The organism is Rhizobium sp. S152 (assembly GCF_030380735.1).
Classification (GTDB): Bacteria; Pseudomonadota; Alphaproteobacteria; order Rhizobiales; family Rhizobiaceae; genus Rhizobium.
On sequence record NZ_JAUDRZ010000008.1, the window covers coordinates 224,327 to 251,280 of the forward strand.

A 26,954-nucleotide genomic window follows, 5' to 3' on the forward strand; every position below is an offset into this window, starting at 1 on the left:
GGCAATCAGCTAAGTCCCCGGCTCCCCCAGCAACTTCCGCCAAGAGTTAAGTGAAAATTGCGCCTGCACCGATTTGGTGCAGTTTGGTTCGCCTCACGACGGTCGAGATACGAGCTTACTCAGTTTATGCTGAGCTTGGCTTCCTCGGCGGCGGCGACGAATTCCGCGCGGGCCTCTTCCACCGACTTACGGCCATCCAGCGCCGCGCGGCATGCGCTCCTCGCTCTGAGATAGCGAAGACCACGCGCATCCGGCCAAAGATCGGCTAGGCAGGCAAGGGCGTCGAACGGACCAAGTACCGTACGCGCATCGGTATTTTCGAACCCGACACTGATCGGGTCATTCCACTTTTCGGTGGCCATCCGCTCTATTCTCCTCCGTCGGTCATTCCATAACGCGGCAGCTATTTCCGCGTTCCTCCCGGAAAGACCTCACGAGCTTATTTTAACGACACTTAATAAGCTCGTAAACAGTCAAGAACAGCAGCCAAGAGAACGCGCATCGCTCTTCAGTTGCAGTCAAAGGTATTAGGCGAAGGGGGTGCTCAAGCAAAAGTATAAATTGACCGAGTTATTTCAAAGGTTGAAAAGTTCGTGGTGGTCGGAGTGGGTGAGTAAGTCGATGGCGCCGTATGATTTCCAGGCAATAAGGTACATTCCTGGTCTCAATGCCATGAGGGCGTTTTCCGTTACAGTGGTCATGCTCGCGCATTTCGGCTTCGGCAACATCGTGCCCGGCGGCTTCGGCGTGACGGCATTCTTCTTCGTCAGCGGTTTCCTGATCACCACTCTGCTGCACCAGGAATTTCGGCGTAACGGCAGTGTATCGCTCAAGGGATTTTATGTTCGCCGCTTCCTGCGGTTGATGCCCGAGTTGATCGTGCTTCTTGTCTTGTCAACGCTTTACCGCTCCGCTCTCGGCGCTCCGCCAAACCCCGTGGAAGTGATAGCGGCGCTCACTTACACGACCAATTACGTTGATATCATTCTGCGAAACGTCCTGCCTGACGGCTTCATTCCCGTATGGACCCAGTTGTGGTCGCTATCGGTGGAGGAACATTACTACATCACCTTCCCCGCTATATTCGCGGTCCTGGCGCGCTATCCGAATGTGCGGTTGATCTTTTTCGCTGCTATTCTCATTCTGTGCCCCGTCTGGCGTACGATCATCGTGTCGTTCGACTGGAGTTCTCCGGACCAGTCCACGCCATATACCTACCTGGCCTCGGAAACACGCTTCGACTCGATTGCCTGGGGCGCCTTGTTCGCGTTCGTTGCGCAACGCCCGTGGCGCATTGGCGAAGCCGCGCGCTGGGCCATGGGCACTGGCGGGCTTCTCCTGTTTCTCGTCGCCTTCCTGGTTCGCGACCCTGTCTTCCGCGAAACCATCCGCTACACGTTGCAGGGCATCGGCTTTTTCATGGTCTTCGCCTTCCTGTATCTCGGCAAACGCGAACTCTCGCTGATGCCGATCCTGGAAATGCCGCTTTTGCGCACGCTCGGGGTCCTCTCCTACGGAACCTATCTCTGGCACATGGAATACCCGTTTTTCGTCGAAAGGATCTTTCCTGATCTCGCCGACCAAATCGGAACCTCGGGCCAGATCATCTATGCTCTGATCGGCATGGCGGTCAGCTTTGGCGCCGCTTATCTCTCCTATCGCCTGGTGTTCACGCCGGTGGCCAGGATCAGATCGCAATTCGGACGGCACAACCCGCTTTCCGCAAGCTCGACCGCAGTCTGACGCCGAGTTCGCGAACGACCTGCTCTAACCGCGGTTTCCGATCTGGAACACGCGCAAAGACGAATGGATTTTGGAAGTGATCCTGAAGAGAACTGGTGCTGCCGAGTGGGATTGAACCACCGACCTCACCCTTACCAAGGGTGTGCTCTACCACTGAGCTACGGCAGCGAGGACCAGACGCTGCAACCGAACCGGCTGCGTTGCGTGAACGGAGGCGCTATTGCCATAGCTGGATGATAAGCGCAAGTCGCAATTTCATCTTCTTGCAGATTATGCGGTTGCCACTTTTGGATTGTCGCGTTTTCGGGTAAGGCTGCGGCATGAGTGAAGACACCGAAAATGCCCAGTCGGGCCGCAAGGCGGCCATCGAGCGCCAGGCGCAGCAGCGTCGCGATCGGGCGGCCGAAAAATTGCGGGAAAACCTTTCCCGCCGCAAACAGCAGACGCGTGCGCGCCGCTCCGGCCAGGCCGACGAGACAAATGGACTACCCGCCGCAAAAATGGACGAATCGTAATGTTCCGTCCGCTTCGAATTGAAGCCTCCGCGGATTTCGTCTACACCCGCATCCTTTTAAAAGACAGAGTTTCAGGAAAGGCGGGCATCGCCCGTAAGCGCACATGGATCGTATCAGAATTGTCGGCGGTAATGAGCTGAATGGCATCATTCCGATTTCCGGCGCCAAGAATGCCGCCCTGCCGCTGATGATCGCCTCGTTGCTGACCAGCGATACGCTGACGCTCGAAAACGTGCCGCATCTGGCCGACGTCGAGCAGCTGCTGCGCATTCTCGGCAACCACGGCGTCGATGTCGCAGTCAACGGCCGTCGCGAGCGCCAGGACGACGCCTATTCGCGCACCATTCATTTCACCTGCCGCACCATCGTCGATACCACCGCTCCCTATGAGCTGGTCTCCAAGATGCGCGCCTCCTTCTGGGTCATCGGCCCGCTTCTGGCCCGCGAGGGCCAGTGCCGTGTCTCGCTGCCGGGCGGCTGCGCCATCGGTACGCGTCCGGTCGATCTCTTCCTGGATGGTCTGACGGCGCTGGGCGCGACGCTCGATATCGACAGCGGCTATGTCAACGCCACCGCTCCCAAGGGTGGCCTGATCGGCGCCAGGTACACCTTCCCGAAAGTTTCCGTCGGCGCAACGCACGTCATGATGATGGCCGCCACGCTTGCCCGCGGCACGACCGTGATCGGCAATGCCGCCCGCGAGCCCGAGGTTGTCGATCTCGCCAACTGCCTGATCGCCATGGGGGCCAAGATCACGGGCGCCGGCACCTCCACCATCACCATCGAAGGCGTCACCTCGCTGTCGGGTGCCCGCCACCGCGTCCTGCCTGACCGTATCGAGACCGGCACCTATGCCATGGCGGTCGCGATGACCGGCGGCGATGTCGTGCTTGAAAACACCGACGTTGCGCTTCTGGACACAGCGCTTGAAACGCTGCGCCGCGCCGGTGCGGAGATTTCGCCGACCAACAGCGGCATGCGGATCCGTCGCAATGGCGCCGGCATCAAGCCGGTCGATATCGTCACCGATCCCTTCCCGGGCTTCCCGACCGATCTCCAGGCGCAGTTCATGGCGCTGATGACCCGCTCGAGCGGCATTTCGCACGTGACCGAAACCATCTTCGAAAACCGCTTCATGCACGTGCAGGAGCTTGCCCGCCTCGGCGCCAAGATCTCTCTGTCGGGCCAGACGGCGAAGATCGAGGGCGTGCCGCGGCTCAAGGGCGCGCCCGTCATGGCGACCGACCTGCGCGCCTCCGTGTCGCTCGTCATCGCCGGCCTCGCCGCCGAGGGCGAGACCATGGTGTCGCGCGTCTATCACCTCGATCGCGGCTTCGAGCGTCTGGAAGAGAAGCTGACCCGCTGCGGTGCGATCGTCGAGCGCGTCAGCGAGTAACGGAAGGGCGGCTTCGCCCTTCATCCCGGTTGCGCATCGCGTTGCCGCGTCCTATGTCCGTTGTCTGACGCATCGCCATCCCGGCGATGCCGTGGGATGGGGTTTTGCCTGCATGACTGACCTGAAGCTCGTTGCACTGGACGATGAAGACCTGGGCGTGCTGTCCGCGCATATGCAGGACAGCGTCTTCAAGGTCGCCGATATCGCCTGGTCGCCGCGCGACGCGCAGTTTTCCATTGGAGCCAACCGCTTCGTCTGGGAAGAAGCCGCGAGAAAGCGCAAGGGCTTCGAGCGCCGCCGCGCGGCACTTGTCTTCAAGCGGGTGCTCGCCGTTCGCTCTGTCGGCATCGATCGCAAGAACCGCGAGGAAGTCCTGTCGCTGCTCGCCGTCCGCTTCGCGCAGAAGGGCGAGGGTCCCGATGGGACCATCGAGCTTGCGCTCTCGGGCACGGCAAGCATCGCCCTTGATGTCGAATGCATCGAAGTGCAGCTTGCGGATATTGGCGGTGCGTGGGAAACCGCATCCAAACCGCGCCATCCCGGCGCCTGAGCGCATATCGTTTTAACGGAATAGCAAGAGGAAGACAGGCGTTGGCAATCTGGCTGGATCAGACATCGGATGGTTTCGAACAGCGCTTCGCTGCTTTTCTGACGACCAAGCGCGAAGTCTCGGAAGATGTGAACGTCGTCGTTCGCGGCATCATCGATGACGTGCGTAACCGCGGCGACGGCGCGCTGGCCGAATATTCGCGGAAGTTCGACGGCGTCGATTTCGCCAAGACGCCGATGCGCGTTACCGAGGCCGAGATCGAGGCTGCCGTCGAAGCCGTACCGGCGGAAGTTCTGGGCGCGCTGAAGGTCGCCGCCGTCCGCATCGAATCCCACCATCGCCGCCAGTTGCCCAAGGACGATATCTACGAGGACGACATGGGCGTCGGCCTCGGATCGCGCTGGACGGCGATCGAGGCGGTCGGTCTCTACGTGCCGGGTGGCACGGCGAGCTATCCGAGCTCGGTGCTGATGAACGCGATACCGGCCAAGGTCGCCGGCGTCGATCGCATCGTCATCGCCGTTCCGACCATGGGCGGTCTGGTCAATCCGGCCGTTCTGGCCGCGGCCAAGCTTGCCGGCGTTACCGAGATCTACCGTATCGGCGGCGCGCAGGCGATCGCGGCGCTGGCCTATGGCACGGAAACCATCGCGCCGGTGGCCAAGATCACCGGTCCCGGCAATGCCTATGTGGCGGCCGCCAAGCGCCATGTCTTCGGTACCGTCGGCATCGACATGATCGCTGGTCCGTCGGAAGTGCTCGTCATCGCCGACAAGGCCAACAATCCGGATTGGGTCGCGGCTGATCTGCTCGCGCAGGCCGAACATGACGTCAGCGCCCAGTCGATCCTGATCACCGACGATGCCGAGTTCGGCCGCGCCGTCGAGGCCGCCGTCGAGCGCCAGCTTCAGACGCTTAACCGGGCTGAGACCGCCGCCGCCAGCTGGCGCGACTTCGGCGCGATCATCCTGGTCAAGGATATCGAGGCATCCATCCCGCTCGCCAACCGCATCGCGGCCGAGCATCTGGAGCTTGCAGTCGCCGAGCCCGATGCACTGGTCGACAAGATCCGCAATGCCGGCGCCATCTTTGTCGGCGCCCATACGCCCGAGGTGATCGGCGATTACGTCGGCGGCTCCAACCACGTTCTGCCGACGGCGCGCTCGGCGCGCTTCTCCTCCGGCCTCTCGGTGCTGGATTTCGTCAAGCGCACCTCCATCCTGCGGCTCGGCCCGGAGCAGCTTCGCACCCTCGGCCCGGCGGCGATCGCGCTTGCCGTTTCCGAAGGGCTGGATGCGCATGCCCGCTCGGTGGCGATCCGTCTCAACCTGGAAAAATAGGCGATGGAGAAGGGCGACTTCCGGCTCTGCGACGTTGTCCTGGACGACACCATCGGCCGGTCGACGCCCGATGTCGAGCACGAGCGCGCGGTCGCCATCTTCGACCTGATCGAGGAAAACAGCTTCACGCCGATCGGCCATTCCGGCGGCCCCTACAGGCTGAACATCTCGCTCGCCGATTCCAAGCTGGTCTTTGCCATCGCCACCGAGGGCGGCGAGGCGGTCGCTACTCATATCCTGTCGCTGACGCCCTTTCGCCGCATCGTGAAGGACTACTTCCTGATCTGCGAAAGCTATTACGAAGCCATTCGCTCCGCCTCGCCAAGCCGTATCGAGGCCATCGACATGGGAAGGCGCGGCATCCACAACGAAGGTTCGCAAACCCTGAAGAACCGGCTGGGCGGAAAGATCGACATCGATTTCGATACCGCCCGCAGGCTCTTCACGCTGGTCTGCGTGCTTTACTGGCGCGGATGATCGCCATGGAAACTGTGGGAACGACGGGCGAGGGGGCAATGCCGGGGGCGATCCTCTTCATTTGCGGCATGAACGCCATTCGCTCGCCGATGGCGGAGGTCATCGCCCGTAGCATGCTGCCGTCGAATACCTATATACGCTCTGCCGGCGTGCGCGCCGGCGAACGCGATCCCTTCGTCGACGTGGTGCTTGATGAGATCGGCCTGTCGCTGGGGCGGCATCTGCCGCAAAGGCTGGAAGAACTCGAGGACGATTATTTCGATCTCATCGTCTCGCTCTCGCCGCCGGCTCATCACGCAGCACTGGAATTGACCCGCTCCACCGCCATCGATGTCGTCTACTGGCCGATGCCGGATCCGACGGTCGTCCAAGGCACGCGGGAACAGATATTGGAAGGCTATCGCGATGTCCGGGATCGCCTGACTGGCTTGATAGAGAGCCAGTTGGTCCGCCGAAATGGCATAGCCGCCCAGTCGGCGTGAAACAAATAACGGAAACCCGATCAATTCGGTTCACAAACCTCCCCTGATTGTGTAGTTTCCGCCCAAATTTTGAGGCGGCCACAGCCGTCATCTCAACCGATAGGAAGAAAACACCTGTATGCCTAAAGAAGAAGTTCTCGAATTTCCGGGTATCGTCACCGAACTTTTGCCGAACGCGACGTTCCGCGTAAAGCTCGAAAACGAGCACGAGATCATCGCTCACACGGCCGGCCGTATGCGCAAGAACCGCATCCGCGTTCTGGCGGGCGACAAGGTTCTTGTGGAAATGACGCCTTACGACCTGACCAAGGGCCGTATCACCTATCGTTTCAAGTAAGCTTGGCCTGAAAGCCGTGTCGGCTTTCGCTCCGTCTGCCCGGTGGTCGAGGATCCATGGCTCTCAAATACAAGCTCATTCTGGCATCCGGCTCGCCCCGCCGTGTCGATCTGCTCAATCAGGCAGGGATCGAACCATCGCGCCTGATGCCGATGGATATCGACGAGACGCCGAAGAAGTCGGAGCACCCGCGCTCGCTGGCCCGCCGCCTCTCCACGGAAAAGGCGGAAGCAGCCCTTGCCGCGATCAAGGGCGACATGACCTGGAAGGGCAGCTACATCCTGGCCGCCGATACCGTCGTCGCCGTCGGCCGCCGCATTCTCGGCAAGGCTGAGTTCGCCGACGAGGCTTCGGCCTCGCTCTACCTGCTCTCCGGCCGCAGCCACTGGGTCTATACCGGCGTCTGCCTAGTGACCCCCGATCGCAAGATCCGCCAGAAGATCGTCGAGACCAAGGTGCGCTTCAAGCGCCTCTCCGGCTTCGAGATCGAAAACTATCTCGCTTCCGGCCAGTGGCGCGGCAAGGCCGGCGCCTACGGCATCCAGGGATTGGCCGGAACCTTCGTGCAGAAGATGGTAGGCTCCTACACCAATGTCGTGGGTCTGCCGCTTTACGAGACCATCCTGCTTCTGACCGGTGAGGGCTTCGACGTCCACACCAGATGGCCCGAAGGCTGAACCTGCCGGGCCAGAACCCGAGAGACGACCATGTCCGACGAAAACAAGGTGAGTGCCAAGGTCGAGCCGCTACGCAAGGCAATGCCATGCCCGGAATGCGGCAAGCCCTCTCATCGCGAACACTACCCCTTCTGCTCGAACCGCTGCCGAGAACTCGATCTGTCGCGCTGGCTGAACGGCGCCTACGCCATTCCTGTCGGCGAGGACGAAAGCAAGGCGGAATACCCCGACGAGGAATAGCGGCCGCTTGTCCACAGGGAAGCCATTCATTTTGCTTGGGAATTCGGAAAATTTAGCAGGCTGTCAAAAAACTCTCATTTGGCGCTTGCCATGTCCGAACAAGATGTTATAACCCCGCTCGCTTCCGGGGAAAACCAAACCCCAGCGGTTCTTCAAAGCAGGGACCGGGCCGAAGTCGGTAAGCCCAGATAGCTCAGTTGGTAGAGCAGCGGATTGAAAATCCGCGTGTCCGTGGTTCAAATCCGCGTCTGGGCACCACTCTTACTTAAATCAAAGCGGCAGATGTTTTTTCAGAGGTCATCCAGTTAGCTGTCCTCGTTCCAGCGGACTTCTAGGCGTCCACCGAGTACTATTGCTGCTCGCCCTATGGCCTTATAGTTGGGGTAGTCACTACGGTAGCCGCGGGTCTGGAAATAACGCTTTGTTCCGGCTTCTTCATCCAGATCACGCATGGTCCATTTTATGTCATAGCAACGTCTTCTGCTTTGATCGAGCGAGAGTATGCCAGTAATCTTGTAAGGCTTTTTCGTTCGTCGATAGCCGTAGTATCGCGCGGCGGATTGAATTTTCTTCCATTCTACACCAGGAAAGGCCTCGCAGATTTCATCTCTATGTGCAGCGGGATATAATTTGCGTAATTGTTGCCGTGCTGCCCATTGCCAACTCTGTCGCGCCGGCACTAAGCCAAGCCTCTGACAACGAGTTTGTATTGCCTTCTTGGATCGAGTGTCCAGAATCTGGCATAGTGCAAAATAGTCAGGATAGAAGATCTGGCAGATCTTGTCTTCGTCGCTACTCCAAATTTTATGCCCGCTGATAGTGAAGCCTGAACGTAACAGCCTTAATCGCGCGCGTTCAGCTGATGCTACATTCTTTGCCAAGTATGCCAGATCCATCGCTGGTCCCCATCGTATGGTGGCTTCTATGGCTTTTTCACACTCATAACGCGGTAGGAATTGAAGGTGCCGGCCTTGTCGGTAAAAACGTCAACGAGCGGTTTGGGCAAACCGTTTAGTTCTCGAAGTTTATAGGCAAGTTCTGCAAACTCTAGCCTGAGCCTATCAATCTCCTGCATGCGCACCTCAAAGATGCGTGCTTCAATTTCTGCTTTCTGGCGGAGAAGATCATCTAGTTCGGACATTGACGAAGCTCCAATATCGTGTTGCTTTGATTTTGCTGAGAAGTGGCAGCGCGAAGCGCGAAGAACTTTGCTCATGAATGTCTCTAGGGGTGTTTCTTTGCATTTGTGTGAAGTCATTGTTTGCGGAAACTGTGCTCTTTCCGAATGATGTTCCGCTTGATATCTCAATTAATTGTAGTTACATTAAATGACGAAAATCGTCTGGGATGAACACAAGCGGCAAGCCAATCTAGAAAAGCACGGTTTTGACTTTGCTGATGTCAGCGATCTCGATTGGGCGACCGCGCTCATCGAGGAAGGCGGCTTGGACGCCCTGGGCAAGAGGCGGCTGAAAGCAATTGGCTATTTCCACGATGGAACGGCGGCTGTAACTTTCATGACTCTCGGAACGGAAGCTGTCTCGATCATCAGCTTTCGGCCTGCGAGCGCCAAAGAGAGAAAGAGACTTTCATGGCCCCAAAGACAGAGAGAGTGAAGACGTTCGAGCCGGGCCGAGGCTATACCAAAGACGACTGGGACGCTGTCGACTTTCCGGAGCTGACAGATGATGAACTCGCACGCATGCGTCCCGCGAGCGAAGTGCTGCCGCCTGATTTTTTCAAGGCCATGGATGAGCATCGCAGGTCGCGCGGACGTCCACCACTGGAACATCCGAAGAAACAGATCACCCTGCGGTTGGACGAAGATGTTGTCGCCAAGTTTCGCGCGGGCGGCAAAGGTTGGCAGGCTCGAATGAACGAGGCTTTGCGAAAAGCCGCGGGTATCTAGAAGTTCGGGAAGGGCACTCAGGCTACGTGGTCAATTGCCAACCAACGCTCGGTCTCAAGCCATCTTCCGCAACACATCCAATAGCGTCTGCGCGTCATCGTTGGCTCCAAGCGTCCGCAGGCGGTCTTCCGCGAGGTTCATGATCGCGTCGACGGTCTCGCGCTCGCCCCAGCCGGCCTTTCCGGCGGCGTCGAGGAGATCATGGAATGCGAATTGCAGTGCGTCCTGGCAGCGGACGTCCCGGTCGGGATCGTCGCTGGCGACGAATGGCCTGTAGATGTCTCTCATCTCATTCCTCCGCGTGACCTGCACGCGCCAAGTCTAGTCGATTGCAGTTTAAGAAAGTGCTGATGAAGCGTGGCGGCTTTAGGGACGCGTGAGCCCATTCTTTATTTTATTCGGAAGTGCTAATGCTGTTGGCGTCAACGGAGGGGACATCCAATGCCACGCATCTCGAAACTGTACTTCAAGACGGCGATCATCTTCCTGATCGTCGGGATTGGCATGGGCCTGAACATGGCGATCTCGCAGGATCACAGCGTCATCGGCGCGCATGCGCATTGCAATCTTCTGGGTTGGGTGACGATGGCCATCTTCGGCGGCTATCACGCTCTCAATCCGCGAAAGGCGGAAAAGCGCATCGCCTTTATCCAGTATTACGTCTACACGGCAGGCGTGACGCTGATGGTACCGGCGCTCTATCTCATGCTGCTCGGCAACATGGCGATGGAGCCGATCGTGGCCGCCGCCTCGCTCATCACCTTCGCCGGCGTTCTCATCTTTGCCTTCATCATTTTCTCGGGCGAAGACGTTTCGGTGGCGTCGCCGCGCAATCCAGTTGTCAACTGACCATCGGTCGGTTTGCGTTTGAAGGTTTTCTTGTCCTGCGTGGGCGGTGCCTGTGCTCATGTCGAAGCGCGTGTTGCGTTCAGTGAACGATCTGGATGCGGATTCGCTCTTTCTCCGCGTAAGTATGGCATTCGTCGGCGATATCGCCGACGAAGATTACATCGCCATCGGAATCGAACAGACCCCAGCACGCTTCGTCGTCCACATAGACTTTCCTGACATAGCCGAAGGGCTCGGCACTCAGATATACATTGGGCGCAACGGCAACAGTCGAATGTTCTCGCATGGAATGCTCCAATGAGTCGTTTCTGTTTTAGTGCACGTGCATATTGCCTGCGGATGCTGGCGCGGAGCTATCCTCAGAAATGGGCGGTCCAAACTGGGGTTGACGGGAAGACGATCTCGGGCAGGCGAGTCGCGGTGGATTTCCCGGCCACGACCTTCCGGCGCATTGCCGTCGGCGCACGGAGCGCTTATCTGAAGGCAATCATTTTGATCAAAGGATTTCCCCATGGCCGATCTCAAGGCTCGTACCCGCCCCGTTGGCGCAACCGCCGTACTTGGGCGCACCGGTTTCCCGCACGTAACCTCAGCCACCAAGGGCGAGCTTGATATCGTCACCTCGCCGTCGCAGCCGGGCTTCAATCCGCTGGATCTGCTCTACGCCTCGCTGTCGGCCTGCCTGGTGTTGAGCGCGCGGATGGCCGCGAGCCAGATGGGCGTGCTCGACAAGATCGCCGACATCACCGCCGACGTCACTGGTGTGAAGGCGACGGAAGGATTGTCCCGCGTCGAGACCTTCAATATTGTCTTCTCGATCAAAGGCGATATCGACGAAGAAACCCGCCATAAGATCATTCATGCCGCCGAGGACGAGATCTGCACGGTCAGCAACACCATTCGCGGCAACCCGTCCTTTTCGACGACGATCGCGGAGTGATCCGGGCGCGGCCGGCCGGCAGGCGGGAATAAGAGGTTCTTGCCTGCTTTTGTCGCGCACCGGCTATCTCGCGAAGCGGGCTTCTGCTAATCGGCTGGTCAGATCGCGCCGCCTGAAGCAATGGGCGGCGCAGAAAGCACCGAGTTCATGTCGCAGCCCGCCTCCACCGTCTCGCAATCCGCTCCGTCAGGCAATCGCATCGCTCTTGCGGCGCTGATCCTCGGAGGTGCCGCTATCGGCGGTTCGCCGATTTTCGTCCGCCTTTCCGAGGTTGGTCCGATGGCCACCGCCTTCTGGCGCGTGGCGCTGGCGCTAATCCCGATCTTCATCTTCTCGATCATCAAGCGCAAGAGTGCAGGCCCGGCACCGAGCACCCTGGCCGACTACGCCCTGCTGATCCTCCCGGGCGCCATCCTCGCCCTGGACCTTGCTGCCTGGCATCTGTCGATCACCATGACCTCGGTTGCCAATGCGACCCTGCTCGCCAACCTCGCTCCCGTCTTCGTTGCCCTGATCGGCGTCGCCTTTCTTGGGGCGTCGGTCACCCGCATCTTCACGGCGGGTCTGGTGCTGGCGCTCGTCGGTGTCGTGATCCTGAAGGGCGGTCCGGCGGCGCTCGGCAATGGCGATCTCAGGGGCGATGCCGTCGCGATCGTCGCAGCGGTGTTCTATGCGGGCTATATCCTGGCGATCGGCCAGCTGCGCAGCCGCTTCGATACGCTTCGGATCATGCTATGGAGCACGGCATCGGCCGCCGTCTGCATCTTTCCGCTGGCTTTCTTCTTCGAAGGTAACCTGTTGCCGGCAAGCGTCTACGGATGGTCGATCGTTTTCGGTCTCGCCTTCATCAGCCATGCCGGCGGGCAGGTGGCGATTGCCTATGCGCTCGCCTATCTGCCAGCCGCCTTCTCGTCGCTGACGCTGCTCCTGCAGCCCGTCGTCGCGGCAATCCTCGCGTGGGTCCTCCTGAACGAACCCCTTGGGCCGATGCAGGCCATCGGCGGCCTAGTGGTGCTCGCCGGGATCGCAATCGCCCGGCGAGGCTGATTTCAATCAGGCAACGGCCGCATGGCCGACGCGGCGCGCATCGAGAATGGCGAGCGCCTCGTCCACGGTCGCGGCCAGCTGCGCCTTGTCCGTGTTGCAGGTGTTCCACGCCTCGATGAAGCTGCTGGTCTTGCCGTAGCTGTTGTCGAGCACGCAATGGTCGGCGCCGATCAGCAGGCACATGATGTGGCCATGCATGCGGTCGGTGATCACCTGCTTGGCCGAGCCGAGCAGTGCCACGCCGCGGTCGAAGCGCTGCTGGGCGCGCTCGCGATAGGCGAGCTCGGTCATTTTCGCGCGGCCACCGATGCGGCCGCTGAGCAGGCCCTTCAGAATGGCCGCATGCTTGGTCTGGCGCTGGAAGTCCGCGGGCTCGTCCGGCCAGTCGGACTTCACCGTGCCGGAGCGCATCGTCGCCGCCGTCAGGTCCTGAGCGCCGCCCACTTCCTGGTCTTCGCGGAGATTGAGTAGCAACTCGTGCTGTGGCGCTGGCTTGGTGACAGGGCCGATGCAGAATGCCATGTCGGGGCACATGCGCACTTCGCACTGGAACCAGCGCTGCGCGAAGGCGAGGCTCTTCTTGTCGCGCACGAGCAACGTGAAATTGCCATGCCGCTCGATCGCGCGCGCCGTGCTATCGACGTTTTCCTGGTCCTTGAAATGGATCGTCTGCGGAAGCTGCACGATCGGACGTCCCTTGTGCCGGTCGAGCATGCCTTCGCGGAACTGCCGGTAACCGGCCCAGATGTCGCCGAAGTTGCCGCCGCCATGCAGGAAGATGCGCCCGTCGCCGATGGCACCGAGCATCCGCTCCTCGCTATAGGTCGGAATCTCGGTCACATAGTTCGGACGCGACCGCTTGCCGTCGAAATAGGCGAGTTCGCCGAGCCAGATAGCGCTGTCGCCGATATTGTAGTGGTTCGGGAAGTCCAGCAGCGCGTAGCGCTCGGATGGGTCGAACAGATCGGAAAGGCAATTGGCGATCAGGCCCTGAAGGCGGCTGATGATCGTAATATTGGATTCCATGAAAGGCTCCTTGTTTCAGGGACAAGAGGTCCGGATGAGAGGATGCGGCGTCATGCCTGCGCCCGCTTGCGTAGCGGATTGAGCGACATGGCGAGCGCGATGTAGGGGCGAATGGCGGACCGGCCGAAGACCGGCAGGAAGGCGAGATAGATCACGGCGCCGAGGCCGATGCTGACGCCGAGCGCGAGCCAGCGGTTATGGATGTGCTCGACGATCACGGGATGGGCGAACCAGACGCAGACAGCCATCAGCACCGAGCCGCAGAAGGGCAGGGCGACAGCCTTCAGCGTGCTCTTGGCATCGATGCCGGCAAAGCGCGCCAGCACATACTGCTGGTACGGCATGGTGAGCCAGGCGCGGATCGTGTAGCCGGCCGCAACGGCGACCACGCCATAGGGCACCAGCAGCCAGGTCAGGATCAGCGTGGTGACGAGCTGGAGTGCCGCGACCGAGAGCACCGATTCCGCCTTGTTGACGGCCGAGAGCGCCGAGGACGCGAAGAAGTTCATCACGAAAGGCACGGCCATCAACACCAATACCGTCGCGATATCGCCGGCATTGCCCCACTTGTCGCCGAACAGCATGGCGATCATGTCGGTGGAAAGCGCGCCGAAGCCGAGCAGCAGCGGGATCGCGCCAAGCGCAGCCGCGCCGACTATCTTGTTGTAGGCATTGCGGAAGGCGACGCGGTCGTTCTGCAGGCGCGACAGCGTAATTAGCGAGACGCTGCCGATCGGCGCGAGAACGGCCTGTCCGATCAGCTCGATCAGCCGCCAGGCGATACGGTAGCGACCGACTTCAACCGGCCCGTACCAGCGCGAAATGAAGATGTCCTGCACGCGGGCAAGCAGCATCCACATCAGCTGCGTGACGACGAGGCTGACGCTGAACAGGAAAACCGAACGGAACATCGGCACGTTGAAGCGGAACTTCGGCATCCAGGGGTAGGAGAACCAGCCAAGCAGCACGGTGACGATGGCGTTAACCGCGGTCTGCGCCACCAGCGCCCACACGCCCCACCCCATGAAGGCGCAGGCGACCGCCGTGATGCCGGAAAGCAGGCTTGCCGCGATTGCCTGTCCGGCGAGGCTCTTGTGGCCGAAGTCGCGGGCAAGGCGGGCGTTATGGATAACGGCGAGCGAGGAAATCGGCAGCAACGGCGCCAGCCAGCGCAGGATGTTGGCAACGGCCGGATCGCGAACGAGGTCGCCGTAATAGGGCGCAAAGACGAAGACCAGGCCGGCCACGATGGCGCTGAAAGCGATCGTCGCCCAGAAGGCGGTATCGGCAAGCTCTTCGTCGAGTTCGAGCTGCCGGGTCACGGCATCACCCAATCCGGCATAGGCGAGCACGCGGCCGATCTCCACCAAAAGGCTTGCCAGCGCGAAGGTGCCGAAATCGCCAGGCCCGAGGATGCGCGCGAGGATGACGAAGATCACGAAGGTGGCAATCGTGCTCCAGGCGACGCGGATCACCGACCAGAGGACGGACAGCGCGGTTTTTTTCTTCAGGTCGGCGTGGGCAATTGCCGTATCGGGCATTCAGTATCCAATCGACTGTGCGCGCGCAGGGCTGCGCGTTCGTTCAGGTGGTGGTGCAGAACGCTTAAGCTGTGTGTTCCGTCTTCGGGCCGCGCCAATAGGCGAGCATCCCCACTAGGTTGTCGCGCAGCTGGCTGCGGTAGGTCAGTCCCAGGTCGTCGCTGAGCTTGCGGCGGCCCATCGCTTCCATGATGGCCTGCCGGATATCCCAGCGTAGCATGCCGCGCATGTTGGAACGGCGGTCGAACAGGTACTTCGCGTAAAGCGCGCCGTTGCCGAAGGCGTAGCCGCTCTGAAGTTTCTTCACGTCGGCGATCTCGCGCCGTCCATGAAAGTGCTTAACAGCAAACTCTGGCAGATATTCGACACGCACGCCGGCATTGAAGGTCCGGTGCACATAGTCGGTATCTTCGCCTGAACGGAAGGTGGCGCCGGCACCGAAGCGGGTGTCGAACAGCCCGACCTTGTCGATCAACCCATGCGGAAACGCCATGTTGGCGCCGTGGATGAAGCCGCCGGCATGCAGGTCGCTGGTCAGCACCGCCGGCTCGAGTTCCGGCTTGATGGTGATAGGCAGGTCGCGCGCGTCCCCAAGCTCGATGCGTCCGCCGCGCATCACCATCTCGGTGTCGCTGGCGAAGAGCGCGGCGAGCGTTGCGAAGTAATCCGGGAAGATCTCGCAATCGTCGTCCGTGAAGGCGAGCACGCGGCCGCGGGCGGCCCTCATGCCTGTGTTGCGGGCAACGGCGAGGCCGGGCCGGCCTTCGAAAATCAGGTTGGTCTGGATCGGCGCCGTCAGCGCCCATGTGCTGACGATCTCGGAGGTGTCGTCGGTGGAACCATTGTCCACGAAGACGAGTTCCAGTCGCAGATAGGCCGCGTGGCTGGCGGCAACCGAGACGGCATCCAGGCAGTTCTTCAGTCCATAGGCCCGATTTCTCGACGAGATGATCAGGCTGATGTCCACGGGCCGAGGAGGCATGCAATTCCCCTTCTGCTATCGATGTCGAGGCGAGGATAGGGCGCAGGCCCCGCTTCGGCAAGGAGCTTTTTGCGTTGCAGCAAAATAGAACAGTTGCGGGTAAAAGCAGAAGAATGTGGTGATTTCTAGCCTCAAGATGAGGCATCCGTACTCATCTTTGGAAAACAAAAATAGAAATGTAATTTATGTTTGATTTTGTGTCTAAAATATATTTGCAAAAGTCAATGAATAGTAAGTTGTGTCGGAAATGAAGGTAAAAATAAGAAAAAGTGCGTAATGTATACTTATTATTCTGCGATCTTTACAATAAATATATTTTTGACGATGTATAGATCGTATCAGGGAGTGTTGTGCGAAAGGCCGATGCGGAAGAAGCGGACCTATCCTAGAATATTCGGCGAGAATGCAAGTTTAACGAAAGTTCACGCGCCAGCTTTGTCATGACCCGCTGCCGCGCCGTCAGCGTATTTTCTCAAAGTATCGAAACCGGTGCGCCCTGCTATGCCTCGATCGACAAAAATGACGGCGGGTGATGGTCGCGCGTGGAATCGGTTGGACCGAGCCCACACGCGAATCGCTTTCAGCGTTAGCGCTCTTCTCCGGCCAGCCACTTCTGGATGATCGGCACATCGGCATCGCCAAGATCGTGTCCGCCGGGAATGATGTCCGAATCAACCGTGGCGCCCGATGTCTTCAACCGCGTTTCCAAATCGCTGGCATATTTTCCGTAGGCATCCGTCTTGCCGCTGATCACGAGCAGGTCGGTTCCCTTGAGGTCGGCCTGCGGGAAGGCATTGAGGACGGGCATGGAGCGAAGCAGTACCGCCTTGTGCACGAGGTTAGGGTGCAGGTAGAGCAGCGAGTTGAGCAGGTTGGCCCCGTTTGAGTAACCAATGAACACGATCTTCTTCGGATCCAGCCCGTAGGATTTCACGGCGCCGTCGACAAATGCCGCGAAAGCCTCCGCCTCGCTCTTGATATCATCCTGATCGAAGGAAAAGGGCGTGATGCGCTTATACCAGCGCGGAATGCCTTCTTCGGTCGCGCGCCCGCGCACGCCGAGCAACGTGGCGCGCGGCGCCACCTTGTGGAGCAGCGGCATCAGCGTGGTCTCGTTGCCGCCCGAGCCGTGCAGCAGCAGGAACACGCTGCCATCCGGATCCGGCGGCGTATAGAAGCGGTGTACGAACGGCAGGTCGCGATAATTGACGCGCGGTTCGCCCGGCATCGAGAACTGCGGCAGCACCACCTTCAGGTCCTTGAGGTCGGTAATGGCGTCCTTCGGAACGAAGAGCTTGCTGCCGAGCGTCGGCGTCGGCTCGTCCACGGTCATGCCGGGCTTGTCCGTTGCCAGTTCGATCAGGGTGCCCGCCGGCTCGCGCACATAGAGCGAGCGGAAATATTTGCGGTCGTGCATGTTGGCGGCCGGTGTTCCGGCATCCGAAAGCGATTTTTCGACCCGCAGAAGTTCCGCGTCATCAGCCGCTCGGAAGGCGACATGGTCGAACGTGCCGGTGCCCGGCGCGCCCGGCCAGAAGCCCTTGGCATTGCGCACGTCAATGATGTCGCCGGATTGCGAGACGAGCCGGTCGATGCTGCCATGCGTGGCGTGATGCTTGTAGTCGAAATGCTTTTCCAGGAAGCCACGGCTTTCGGCCGGCGCTTCGGTGAGCATGGTCGCGCCGCGGACGCGCTGAACGGCGTGCTCCACCGGTATGCCTGCGCCGTCCCAGACGGCGGGCGACGTCAGCTGGCTATTGCCGGCAAGCTTGACGATGATGTTGTCGGGGTCCTTCAGCCGTAGCACCGGCTCGCCGAATTCGTCGGCAGGGCCTTCCGAGCGCAGGCCGAAACTCATGGCACGCGTCAGCCAATAACCGATGCTCGACGGATTGATCGCCAGAGAAAGCTCGTTGATCTGACCATAGCCAGCGCGGCCGGGCGAGCCGTCTTCCCAGACGAGGAAGGTCACCAGAGAGCCCGGCGTGCCTTCGGCATCGCCATAAAAGAGATGCAGCTGCGTGGCGTCTTCGAAGCCGGCGGTCTGCTTGACCAACCGCATGCCTAGGAATCCGGCATAAAAATCTACGTTCGCCTGCACCTTGCGGGTGATGAGCGTGATGTGATGAATGCCAGAAACCATTGAAGAAAGCCCGGATTGAAGTGGGGGCGCCGCAAGCGCCAGGATCAGTGTCAGTATAGGTATCATGCCGTTACGTTGCGAGGTTGCCTTCAAGGTTCTTCACATAGAACTAGGGCACTTTTGCGCTGCAGCAAACCATTCCGCCCGGCATGTCGGCTCGAGTGCGCAAAAAGGGCGCCGATCTCGCGATCGGCGCCCTTTTATATTTCGCATGAGCGAAGAGCGCTTCAGCCGGCCGTCTTGCGCGGCTCCGGCGGAATGATCTCCGCCTTTGCTTCGTTGCCGGCGACGACAGCGCGATGGCGCGTACGCCAGTCACCGAGGAACAGCAGGATCGGCGCTGCGATGAAGACGGACGATGCAGCCGCGACCAGAATGCCGAAGCACATCGGGATCGCGAAGCTTTCCACGGCGCTGCCGCCCCAGATCGCCATCGGCAGGAGGGCGAGGAAGGCGGTCGCGTTGGTGTAGAGGCTTCGTGCCAGCGTTTCGTTGATCGACTTGTCGATCAGTTCGCGCAGCGGCATCGACTTGTAGAGACGCATGTTTTCGCGCATTCGGTCATAGACGACGACCTTGTCGTTCACCGAGTAACCGACCAGCGTCAGGATCGCCGCGATGGCCGTCAGGTTGAAGTCGAGGCCGGTCAGCGCGAAGAAGCCGATCGCCTTGGTCACATCGAGGATCAGCGTCACGATTGCGCCGACCGCGAAGGGCCACTCGAAGCGGTACCAGATGTAGAACAGCATCGCGAGGCTGGCGATGACCACGGACAGGATACCCGCCCAGGCAAGCTCACCGCTGACCTTCGGGCCGATGACGTCGGTGCCGGTGATCGTTGCCGAGGGGTCGATCTTGACGATCTCGTCCTTCAGCTTCGTCACGGCCGCCGTCTGGGCTTCCTCGCCACCTTCCTGACGCTGCGCGCGCACCGCCATGGTGTTGTTGTCGCCGTAGGACTGCAGCGTAACCTCACCGAGGCCGAGGCTGTTCAGACCTTCGCGGAACTTGGCGAGATCGGCCGCTTCCTGCGTCTTCACCGACATCTGGATGCCGCCGCGGAAGTCGACGCCGTAGTTGAGGCCCGGGTGGATGAAGAGGACCACGGAGGCGATCGACAGCAGCGCGGAGACGGTCACGCCGAAGAAGCGCGCCTTCATGAACTGGATGTGCTTGTCGTAGGGGTAGAAGATCGGCAACAGCGGCTTGATGTTGATCGTCTTCAGCTTGAAGCGGCGGGTGATCTCGATCATCGAGACGCGAACGAAGGCGACCGAGGTGAACATCGAGATGATCAGGCCGAGTGCCATGGTAACCGCGAAGCCGCGAACCGGGCCGGAGCCGAACCAGAACAGGATGGCGGCGGCGATCAGTGCCGTCATGTTGCCGTCGATGATGGTCGAATACGCGCGGCGGAAGCCGGTGTCGATCGCGGCGAACGCACCCTTGCCCTTGCGGGTTTCTTCGCGAATGCGCTCGTTGATGAGAACGTTCGCGTCGACCGCGAGGCCGATACCGAGCACGACGCCGGCGATGCCGGGCAATGTCAGCGTGGCGCCGACAAGCGTCAGCGCCGAGAAGGTCAGGATCGTGTGGATGAGCAGCGCGATGTTCGCGAGAATGCCCCAGGTTCCATAGAGCAGGAAGATGAAGGCGGCGACGAGAATGAAGCCGACGATACCGGAATAGATACCCATCTGGATCGCGTCGGCGCCGAGGTCGGCACCCACGGTGCGTTCTTCGATGACGGTGAGCTTGGCAGGCAGGGCGCCGGCGCGCAGCATGGCGGCAAGCGTGTTGGCCGTATCGGTCGAGAAGTTGCCGGAAATCTGGCCGGAACCGCCGGTGATCGGCTCGCGGATGACGGGCGCGCTCAAGACCTTGTCATCGAGAACGATGGCGAAGGGATTGCCGACGTTCTGGCGGGTGATGTCGGCGAAGCGGGTCGCGCCGGCGCTGTCGAAGCGGAAGCTGACGACGGGCTGCGAGCTCTGGTCGAAGCTGACGCGGGCGTCGGAAAGACGGTCGCCGGAGATTTCGACGCGATCGAGAACCGGATAGGTATTGCCTTCGTCGTCCTTCATCATCGTCATGCCCGGGCCGGGAGCATTGTTCGGGGCCAGCATGTGGAATGACATCTTGGCGGTGGAGCCGAGAAGCTGGCGAAGACGGGTCGGGTCCTGCGCGCCCGGAAGCTGCACGAGAACGCGGTTTCCGCCGATGCGCTGGATCGTCGGTTCGGCGACGCCGACCTGGTCGACGCGCTGGCGAATGACTTCAAGGCTCTGCTGCACGGCGGAATCGACGTTGCTGGCGATGCCGGCCGGCGAGAAGGCGACGATGATGTTGCCGCCGTTGGTCGTGACCGAAAGGTCCGACTGGCCGGCAGAAAGGCCGGTGGCGATCGTATTGCCGAGCGTCCGCAACTGGGTGACGGCTTCGTCACTCTGTGCCTGGTCGTTCAGTGCCACGACGATCTGGTTCTGGTTGCGAACGATCGACTTCGTCTGAATGTTCTTTTCGCGCAGCACGCGGCGCGCGTCCTGCAGAAGCGACTGCAGACGCTCGCGCGTCAGGTCGGCTTCATCCACTTCGAGAACGAGGTGCGAGCCGCCGCGAAGGTCGAGACCCAGCGAGACCTGCTCGTGCGGAAGCCAGGAGGGCAGGCGCTGCAGCGTGGACTGCGGCAGCGCGTTCGGCAAGGCAATGAGGATGCCGAGGAGAATGATCACCGTATAGGTGGCCACCAGCCATGGTGAGGTGCGCATTGTGTTGTCTATCCTTGATAACGCTTGGGCCTGCGCTCAAGCGCAGGCGGGCGTGTCGTAAGTGCAATGGAGGGCGCCCATCAGGCGCGGATCGTCAGGCGGCGCCAAGCGGTGGGCCGTGCGAATCGTAGTCCTTGGTATCGGGCGCGCTACGCGCGGGATCGAAGGCGGTCGCCAGCGGAACGCTCTTGAGCGTCGCGACCGGCATATCCGGCGAGGCGGCAAGCATGGCCGGCCCGGAATCATGGGATGCGTATTTGGGAGCGGCCTTGCGCTCGGCAGCCAGAATGCCGCGAACGGCCTCGCGCACGCTGATCTGCAGCGGCTGACTGTCCTTGGCGGGCGATGAGACGGCGTTCGGTCCGCGTGCCGGGCTGATCGAGAAATTGCCGCCAAAGAGCAGGCCGAGATAGGCGAAGATCGCAAAGACAAGGGAAAAGGCAACGCGGCTAGCCATGCGGCGCGCGTCGAGCCTCATTTCCTGGTCCAGCGAATTATCAACTTCGGTCCGGCTCAACGGCGCAGTATTCTCTCACTGTTTTCTGGAGACGGTGTTTCCTCGGCGCGAATTGTATCAGCCTCGGCGTCGTCTTCATAGGCCGCACTGTCATGATGCACTTGCGCCGGTCGGTCAACCATCCCCATGGCGATTTCGCCTTTGTCATGATGACGGTATCGGCGCCGGATGCATTTAAGGAAGCGCGTTGAGCAAAAATGGTGGATGGGTTCAGCTTCCCACCACTCATCTAGTAACAATTCAACGTCGTTCCAGCGTTGCGTCACAACAACCGCAACAGCGTGTCATATCATCCATGCATGAATGCCGGGAATTAGAGAATACGCGGCCTTAGCGGGCGACGTACAGCCTCGATGCGATCTAGTAGTGTGATTGCGGCAAGAACAGCAATCGTAAGTAAGCAAGAGCCCATTCCCAGTACAATCATTCCCGTTCCTTTTGACGTCATGTCATGGTTAAGCTCGGGCTATATCACGAAGCTTGCGTCGAACTTGAATATGCCAAGCAACGCAAGGCCAGTAATTCGTAGATGGTAATTCGCATCCCCTCGAAAGCCCGCGTTCATAAAGCAGGTATTAACCTTCGGGCAAGGAATTAACCATAAGCATTGCACGACAAACGTCGGAATGGGAAGATTCGCTCGTTCCCCAGGCATGAAGCCGCACCGTCGTACCGGCCCGATCCGGAATCCATCTCATCAAGCAGCTCCTCAGCAGGTTCACTGATCGGGAGGCTTCGGCCAGCCGGCAAGCGCCGGTCACCATGGCCGTAGACCCCGTATTGTACTCAGCGAAGGCGCAGATTTTTCATCCGGGCCGCGCCCGGAACACGGTTGGGGAAAGACGTTGGTTCAGGAAGGGCCATCAGATCAGGCCAGAGGAGCGCAGGCAGGCAGCCTGCGTGATCGTCTGCGCTTTGCCGGTCTGGATGCCGACCAGTGCGAGCTTGTCCGTCGGGCCCGCCCGGCTCTTGAAGCCCATCTGAAGTCCGGCCTTCGCGATCTCTTCCAGCGCCTTCAGTCTTTCCCGGATGCCTCGCGCAATTTCGAGAGCGAGCGCCAGGTCGAGAGGCTGCACGATCTTCAATCGACGCATTGGGATGTGCTCACAGACGCGCGGTTCGACAGCCTCTACGCCGAGCGCGTCAAGGTATTGTCAGATACCGAAAGCAAGATGGGTCTCGACCCGCGCTGGCACGTTGCCGGTCACGGCGTCATGCTCGAGCACGTGATATCAGGTCTGACAGCCGACCTCGCCGGCCGCTCCTTCCTGCCCAGCGCCAAGCGCCGCGCGCGCGAGACCTCAGACCTCATCACCGCGATCATCCGCCTGGTGATGGTCGATGTGGAAATTGCCGTTTCGCTCCGTTTCAATGCCCTGCGCGCGTCGCAGCAGCGTGTGCTTGCCGATCAGCGAAGCAATGACAAGGCCGAGATCGCCCGCGTCTTCGCCGACGTGATCAACGGTCTCGCCGCCCGCGACCTCACCGTTCGCGCTATCGTCGAGCAGGGCGGGGCGCACGGCGATATCGCCGCGGCGCTGAACACCGCAATCGCCTCGCTGCAGAGCGAATTCCATTCGATCGGCGAACGCACGACCGCCGCCGAAACCTCGGTGCAGGCGCTTGGCGACGCCTCGCGGCAGTTCGCCGACAAGGCGTCGAGCCACGCCGAGCAGCTCCGCTCTTCCGCCTCGGCTCTTGCCGAACTCTCCAATAGCGTCCGCGTCGGCGCCGCCGAAAGCCGTGCCGCCGAGCAGGCCGCCGCCTCGACGCGGGCTGCCGCCGAGGAAAGCGGTCAGGTCGTCGGCCGCGCGATTGCCGCCATGGCCGATATCGAGCAATCGGCCGAAAAGATCGGCCAGATTATCGGCGCTATCGACGAGATCGCTTTCCAGACTAACCTTCTGGCACTCAATGCCGGTATCGAAGCGGCACGTGCCGGCGATTCCGGCCGAGGCTTTGCGGTGGTCGCTCAAGAGGTTCGCGCGCTGGCCCAGCGTTCGGCGGATGCTGCCCGCGAAATCAAGACGCTCGTCACCACGACCAAGGTACAGGTCGGCGCCGGCGTGCAGATGGTGGGCCGCACGCAGGAGGCGATCGGCAGCATCGTGCGCCAGGCCGCCGACATCAACACCGCCATCTCCAGCGTTGCCAGCCAGGCGAGCGAGCATGCGACAAGTCTCGACACTGTGACCAACGATGTTCGAGACCTCGGCGCCGGGCTTGCTGAAAATGCCAGTGCGGCCGCCAGCTCCGCCGAAGGCACCGATCATCTTCACAGCGTCATCCTCGAACTCGGCCAGACGATCCGCGAGTTTCGCATCGCGCGGCAGAACGCCGAGGCTGCCAAGCCGCCGGCCTTCTCCGCTCCGCCTGCCCGCACCATCGAGCAGCAGAGGCCAGCCGATGACGACGGCGATGATTTTGGTTTCACCCGGCAGATTGCCAGCTTCGGGAGCAACCGGAATGTTTACTAACGCAGTGCAATATGACGGCCGCTCACATTCGCTGAGCTGGTTTTAACGGGCAAGGACAGGCTGATGGCAGCAAAGAAAAGTGGAAAGACGTTGAGTTTGGCTGCGGTCCTCGACCTGAACGAGGCATCCGCATTGCGCGACAAGCTCATGTCGATGCGAGGCAGCGCGATCTCGATCGACGCCTCTGCGGTCGAGCGCGTCGGCGCCTTGAGCGCCCAGGTTCTAATGGCCGGCGCCAAGACCTGGGACCACGACAAGCTCGCGTTCACCTTCACCAAGGTTTCGGACGCATTCCAGAAAACAATGCAGCTGATCGGTGTCGATATTCACCATCTGCTCGCGAAGGAGATCCAGTCATGAAGAAAAAAGTACTTACCGTGGATGATTCACGGACCATCCGGAACATGCTTCTCGTAACCTTGAACAACGCCGGTTTCGAAACCATCCAGGCGGAAGATGGTGTCGAGGGCCTCGAAGTTCTCGAAACCTCCAATCCGGACGTTATCGTCACCGACATCAACATGCCGCGTCTCGACGGCTTCGGTTTCATCGAAGGCGTTCGCCGCAACGACAAGTACCGCGCCATTCCGATCCTGGTTCTCACGACCGAGAGCGATGCCGAAAAGAAGAACCGTGCACGTCAGGCCGGTGCAACCGGCTGGATCGTCAAACCTTTCGACCCCGCCAAGCTTATCGACGCCATTGAGCGAGTAACCGCTTAAACTCAGGAATTTCTTTTATGGATATGAACGAAATCAAAGAGATCTTTTTCCAGGAATGCGAGGAACAGCTCGCGGAACTGGAATCCGGTCTCCTGAAAATGAATGATGGCGATCGCGATCCGGAAACCGTCAACGCGGTCTTCCGTGCCGTTCATTCGATCAAGGGCGGCGCTGGCGCCTTCGGTCTGGATGATCTCGTCGCCTTCGCGCATGTTTTTGAGACCACACTTGATTGCGTTCGTTCCAACAAGCTCGAGCCGACCCAGGATGTCCTGAAGGTTATGCTGAAGTCGGCGGACGTGCTCGCGGACCTGACGAATGCCGCCCGCGATGGCGGCAGCGTCGACGAGAGCCGCAGCCGCGCTCTGGTCAAGGAATTGGAAGCGCTGGCAAACGGCGAGTTGCCGTCGCCATCCGCCGCGGTCGAAGCCCCCGTTGCCAAGCCGGCGGCTCCGGTCGCGGCAGCGCCCAAGCCCACCGACGACAGCGGCTTTGCACCCATTCCCTTCTCCTTCGACGATTTCGGCGACGATGAAGCCGAGATGCCGACATACGAGATCTCCTTCAAGCCGCGCCACGAGCTCTATTCCAAGGGCAACGACGCAACACTGTTGCTGCGCGATCTCAGCCGTCTTGGCGAGATGAGCAGCTATTGCAATACGGATGCGCTGCCGGGTGTCGATGAGATCGATCCCGAGGCCGCCTATTTCCATTGGGTGATCACGCTCAAGACGGACAAGGGCGAAGAGGCGATCCGCGCCGTCTTCGAATTCGCCGAGTGGGATTGTGAACTCGATATCAAGACGATTGAAGCGGCCGCCGCCGAAGCGACCGAAGAACTTCCGATGATTCCCGTTCCCTTCGACCTCTCGGCTCTGGACGAAGGTGCTTCCGAAGCTCCGTCAGCGCAGTCTCAGTCGGATGTCGAGGCAGCCGTCGTGGCCGCCGAGACGGCCTCGAACGTGACGAAGCTTGCCGCTGCCGCAGCCCGCGTCGAGAAGAAGGAAACCGCTGCTGCCGCCGCTGCAGCAGCCGCTGCACAGAACAACGCCGCCGCCGCTGCCGCTGCCGGCCAGACCATCCGCGTCGATCTCGATCGCGTCGACCGCCTGATCAACCTGGTGGGCGAACTCGTCATCAACCAGGCGATGCTCTCGCAGAGCGTCATCGAAAACGATGCGACCGGCACATCCGCCGTCAACATGGGCCTCGAAGAGCTGCAGCAGCTCACCCGCGAGATCCAGGATTCGGTCATGGCGATCCGTGCGCAGCCGGTGAAGCCGGTCTTCCAGCGCATGTCGCGTATCGTCCGCGAAGTGGCTGACATGGTCGGCAAGTCGATCCGGCTCGTAACGGAAGGTGAAAACACCGAAGTCGACAAGACGGTCATCGACAAGCTCGCCGAGCCGCTGACCCACATGATCCGTAACGCCGTCGACCACGGCATCGAAAGCCCGGAAAAGCGCACCGCCGCCGGCAAGGATCCTGAAGGCACGATCAAGCTCACCGCGAAGCATCGCTCGGGCCGCATCCTGATCGAACTGCAGGACGACGGGGCGGGTATCAACCGTGAACGCGTCAAGCAGAAAGCCATCGACAACGACCTGATTTCGCCGGACGCCAATCTGACGGACGAAGAAATCGACAACCTGATCTTCGCGCCCGGCTTCTCGACCGCCGACAAAATCTCCGACATCTCCGGTCGCGGCGTCGGCATGGACGTCGTCAAGCGTTCGATCCAGGCGCTCGGCGGCCGCATCAACATCACCTCGAAGCCGGGCCAGGGCTCCGTCTTCACGATGAGCTTGCCGCTGACGCTCGCCGTCCTCGACGGCATGGTCGTCACGGTTGCCGGCCAGACGCTCGTCGTCCCGCTCACGGCGATTGTCGAAACGCTGCAGCCGGAAGCCTCCGCGATCCACTCCTTCGGCGCCAGCCATCGCCTGATCTCGATCCGCAACTCGTTCTGCCCGCTGGTCGACGTCGGTCGGATCCTGAACTTCCGCGCCACCCAGGCCAATCCGGTCGAAGGCGTCGCCTTGCTCGTCGAATCCGAGGGCGGCGGTCAGCGTGCGCTCATGGTCGATGCCATCCAGGGTCAGCGTCAGGTCGTCATCAAGAGCCTCGAGGCGAACTACACCCACGTTCCTGGTATCGCCGCCGCAACAATCCTTGGTGATGGGCGCGTCGCGCTCATTCTGGATGTCGATGCCGTCGTGGGCGCATCCCGCGGTCAGGCGCTGAGACAGGAAGTGTCTCTGGCGGCGGTAGGATAA

30 protein-coding genes and 2 tRNA genes are annotated in these 26,954 nt (G+C 60.7%); 20 read left to right on the forward strand and 12 right to left on the reverse strand.

Annotated elements, in window-relative coordinates:
* Positions 1-119 precede the first annotated feature (119 nt).
* Positions 120-362 (reverse strand): DUF982 domain-containing protein, encoded by a 243-nt coding sequence (locus QTL95_RS10575; RefSeq protein ID WP_289719925.1) that lies wholly within the window; start codon positions 360-362, stop codon positions 120-122.
* A gap of 259 nt (positions 363-621) precedes the next feature.
* Between QTL95_RS10575 and QTL95_RS10580 the strand changes: the two genes are divergently transcribed.
* On the forward strand, positions 622-1,743 hold the full coding sequence (locus QTL95_RS10580; RefSeq protein ID WP_289719926.1) for an acyltransferase family protein: 1,122 nt from the start codon (positions 622-624) through the stop codon (positions 1,741-1,743).
* Between the two features lie 93 nt (positions 1,744-1,836).
* Here the strand turns inward: QTL95_RS10580 and QTL95_RS10585 are convergent.
* Positions 1,837-1,911 (reverse strand) — tRNA-Thr (locus tag QTL95_RS10585).
* Positions 1,912-2,063: 152 nt separating this feature from the next.
* Here QTL95_RS10585 and QTL95_RS10590 point away from each other — a divergent pair.
* The 10 genes from QTL95_RS10590 to QTL95_RS10635 all read left to right on the forward strand — a co-directional run bounded on the left by QTL95_RS10590 (position 2,064) and on the right by QTL95_RS10635 (position 8,015).
* The gene (locus QTL95_RS10590) at positions 2,064-2,258 is read left to right on the forward strand and encodes a hypothetical protein (RefSeq protein WP_037187546.1); all 195 of its coding nucleotides are present in this window, start codon (positions 2,064-2,066) and stop codon (positions 2,256-2,258) included.
* A gap of 103 nt (positions 2,259-2,361) precedes the next feature.
* Positions 2,362-3,654 (forward strand): UDP-N-acetylglucosamine 1-carboxyvinyltransferase, encoded by a 1,293-nt coding sequence (gene murA / locus QTL95_RS10595; RefSeq protein WP_037187543.1) that lies wholly within the window; start codon positions 2,362-2,364, stop codon positions 3,652-3,654.
* Between the two features lie 112 nt (positions 3,655-3,766).
* Positions 3,767-4,204: a DUF2948 family protein gene (locus QTL95_RS10600; protein WP_289719927.1), complete on the forward strand. Its 438-nt coding sequence runs from the start codon at positions 3,767-3,769 to the stop codon at positions 4,202-4,204.
* Between the two features lie 41 nt (positions 4,205-4,245).
* On the forward strand, positions 4,246-5,544 hold the full coding sequence (hisD, locus tag QTL95_RS10605) for a histidinol dehydrogenase (RefSeq protein ID WP_289719928.1): 1,299 nt from the start codon (positions 4,246-4,248) through the stop codon (positions 5,542-5,544).
* 3 nt (positions 5,545-5,547) lie between these two features.
* The gene (locus QTL95_RS10610; RefSeq protein ID WP_289719929.1) at positions 5,548-6,021 is read left to right on the forward strand and encodes a UPF0262 family protein; all 474 of its coding nucleotides are present in this window, start codon (positions 5,548-5,550) and stop codon (positions 6,019-6,021) included.
* Positions 6,018-6,503: an arsenate-mycothiol transferase ArsC gene (locus QTL95_RS10615; protein ID WP_442981282.1), complete on the forward strand. Its 486-nt coding sequence runs from the start codon at positions 6,018-6,020 to the stop codon at positions 6,501-6,503. Before QTL95_RS10610 ends, QTL95_RS10615 begins: the two co-directional genes overlap by 4 nt.
* A gap of 118 nt (positions 6,504-6,621) precedes the next feature.
* Entirely contained in the window at positions 6,622-6,840 is a 219-nt protein-coding gene (gene infA, locus QTL95_RS10620; protein ID WP_003545338.1) for a translation initiation factor IF-1, read from the forward strand.
* A gap of 56 nt (positions 6,841-6,896) precedes the next feature.
* Positions 6,897-7,517 carry a Maf-like protein gene (locus QTL95_RS10625; protein ID WP_037187528.1) on the forward strand — a complete coding sequence of 207 codons (621 nt, stop codon included), beginning with the start codon at positions 6,897-6,899 and terminating at the stop codon, positions 7,515-7,517.
* Positions 7,518-7,547: 30 nt separating this feature from the next.
* Positions 7,548-7,757, forward strand: coding sequence for a DNA gyrase inhibitor YacG (gene yacG / locus QTL95_RS10630; RefSeq protein ID WP_289719936.1), 210 nt, complete (start codon positions 7,548-7,550; stop codon positions 7,755-7,757).
* A gap of 182 nt (positions 7,758-7,939) precedes the next feature.
* Positions 7,940-8,015: transfer RNA gene (locus QTL95_RS10635), tRNA-Phe, on the forward strand.
* Between the two features lie 47 nt (positions 8,016-8,062).
* Here the strand turns inward: QTL95_RS10635 and QTL95_RS10640 are convergent.
* Both QTL95_RS10640 and QTL95_RS10645 read right to left on the reverse strand, forming a co-directional pair.
* Positions 8,063-8,653: a hypothetical protein gene (locus QTL95_RS10640; RefSeq protein ID WP_289719937.1), complete on the reverse strand. Its 591-nt coding sequence runs from the start codon at positions 8,651-8,653 to the stop codon at positions 8,063-8,065.
* 26 nt (positions 8,654-8,679) lie between these two features.
* On the reverse strand, positions 8,680-8,973 hold the full coding sequence (locus QTL95_RS10645) for a hypothetical protein (protein WP_289719938.1): 294 nt from the start codon (positions 8,971-8,973) through the stop codon (positions 8,680-8,682).
* Between the two features lie 112 nt (positions 8,974-9,085).
* Between QTL95_RS10645 and QTL95_RS10650 the strand changes: the two genes are divergently transcribed.
* Complete coding sequence (locus QTL95_RS10650; protein ID WP_289719939.1) at positions 9,086-9,373, forward strand: BrnT family toxin; 288 nt, start codon at positions 9,086-9,088, stop codon at positions 9,371-9,373.
* Positions 9,349-9,666, forward strand: coding sequence for a BrnA antitoxin family protein (locus tag QTL95_RS10655; RefSeq protein ID WP_289719940.1), 318 nt, complete (start codon positions 9,349-9,351; stop codon positions 9,664-9,666). Before QTL95_RS10650 ends, QTL95_RS10655 begins: the two co-directional genes overlap by 25 nt.
* 54 nt (positions 9,667-9,720) lie before the next feature.
* Here the strand turns inward: QTL95_RS10655 and QTL95_RS10660 are convergent, their stop codons facing one another.
* Entirely contained in the window at positions 9,721-9,954 is a 234-nt protein-coding gene (locus tag QTL95_RS10660) for a hypothetical protein (protein ID WP_289719941.1), read from the reverse strand.
* Between the two features lie 153 nt (positions 9,955-10,107).
* On the opposite strand from QTL95_RS10660, the gene QTL95_RS10665 reads away from it, so the two are divergent.
* Positions 10,108-10,515: a hypothetical protein gene (locus QTL95_RS10665; protein WP_289719942.1), complete on the forward strand. Its 408-nt coding sequence runs from the start codon at positions 10,108-10,110 to the stop codon at positions 10,513-10,515.
* A 79-nt stretch (positions 10,516-10,594) separates the two neighbouring features.
* Here the strand turns inward: QTL95_RS10665 and QTL95_RS10670 are convergent, their stop codons facing one another.
* On the reverse strand, positions 10,595-10,801 hold the full coding sequence (locus QTL95_RS10670) for a hypothetical protein (RefSeq protein WP_289719943.1): 207 nt from the start codon (positions 10,799-10,801) through the stop codon (positions 10,595-10,597).
* Positions 10,802-11,026: 225 nt separating this feature from the next.
* On the opposite strand from QTL95_RS10670, the gene QTL95_RS10675 reads away from it, so the two are divergent.
* Together QTL95_RS10675 and QTL95_RS10680 are read left to right on the forward strand one after the other, a co-directional pair.
* The gene (locus QTL95_RS10675) at positions 11,027-11,455 is read left to right on the forward strand and encodes an OsmC family protein (protein ID WP_289719944.1); all 429 of its coding nucleotides are present in this window, start codon (positions 11,027-11,029) and stop codon (positions 11,453-11,455) included.
* Positions 11,456-11,602: 147 nt separating this feature from the next.
* Positions 11,603-12,502 (forward strand): DMT family transporter, encoded by a 900-nt coding sequence (locus QTL95_RS10680; RefSeq protein ID WP_289719945.1) that lies wholly within the window; start codon positions 11,603-11,605, stop codon positions 12,500-12,502.
* Between the two features lie 6 nt (positions 12,503-12,508).
* Here the strand turns inward: QTL95_RS10680 and QTL95_RS10685 are convergent, their stop codons facing one another.
* The 6 genes from QTL95_RS10685 to QTL95_RS10710 form a co-directional block, all read right to left on the reverse strand.
* Entirely contained in the window at positions 12,509-13,528 is a 1,020-nt protein-coding gene (locus QTL95_RS10685) for a polysaccharide pyruvyl transferase family protein (protein WP_289719946.1), read from the reverse strand.
* A gap of 50 nt (positions 13,529-13,578) precedes the next feature.
* Positions 13,579-15,069: a lipopolysaccharide biosynthesis protein gene (locus QTL95_RS10690; RefSeq protein WP_289719947.1), complete on the reverse strand. Its 1,491-nt coding sequence runs from the start codon at positions 15,067-15,069 to the stop codon at positions 13,579-13,581.
* Positions 15,070-15,133: 64 nt separating this feature from the next.
* Positions 15,134-16,051, reverse strand: a complete 918-nt coding sequence (locus QTL95_RS10695; RefSeq protein ID WP_289719948.1) for a glycosyltransferase family 2 protein — start codon at positions 16,049-16,051, stop codon at positions 15,134-15,136.
* A 586-nt stretch (positions 16,052-16,637) separates the two neighbouring features.
* On the reverse strand, positions 16,638-18,194 hold the full coding sequence (locus QTL95_RS10700; RefSeq protein WP_289719949.1) for a VOC family protein: 1,557 nt from the start codon (positions 18,192-18,194) through the stop codon (positions 16,638-16,640).
* A gap of 227 nt (positions 18,195-18,421) precedes the next feature.
* Complete coding sequence (gene secD / locus QTL95_RS10705; RefSeq protein WP_289719950.1) at positions 18,422-20,962, reverse strand: protein translocase subunit SecD; 2,541 nt, start codon at positions 20,960-20,962, stop codon at positions 18,422-18,424.
* 94 nt (positions 20,963-21,056) lie between these two features.
* Entirely contained in the window at positions 21,057-21,440 is a 384-nt protein-coding gene (locus QTL95_RS10710; protein ID WP_289719951.1) for a hypothetical protein, read from the reverse strand.
* Positions 21,441-22,324: 884 nt separating this feature from the next.
* Here QTL95_RS10710 and QTL95_RS10715 point away from each other — a divergent pair.
* From QTL95_RS10715 to QTL95_RS10730, 4 genes are all read left to right on the forward strand, one after another.
* Positions 22,325-23,956 carry a globin-coupled sensor protein gene (locus QTL95_RS10715; protein ID WP_289719952.1) on the forward strand — a complete coding sequence of 544 codons (1,632 nt, stop codon included), beginning with the start codon at positions 22,325-22,327 and terminating at the stop codon, positions 23,954-23,956.
* Positions 23,957-24,019: 63 nt separating this feature from the next.
* Positions 24,020-24,316: an STAS domain-containing protein gene (locus tag QTL95_RS10720; protein WP_289719953.1), complete on the forward strand. Its 297-nt coding sequence runs from the start codon at positions 24,020-24,022 to the stop codon at positions 24,314-24,316.
* Entirely contained in the window at positions 24,313-24,678 is a 366-nt protein-coding gene (gene cheY1, locus QTL95_RS10725) for a chemotaxis response regulator CheY1 (RefSeq protein WP_037187494.1), read from the forward strand. The genes QTL95_RS10720 and cheY1 overlap by 4 nt, the downstream gene beginning before the upstream one ends.
* Positions 24,679-24,695: 17 nt before the next feature.
* Positions 24,696-26,954, forward strand: coding sequence for a chemotaxis protein CheA (locus QTL95_RS10730; RefSeq protein ID WP_289719954.1), 2,259 nt, complete (start codon positions 24,696-24,698; stop codon positions 26,952-26,954).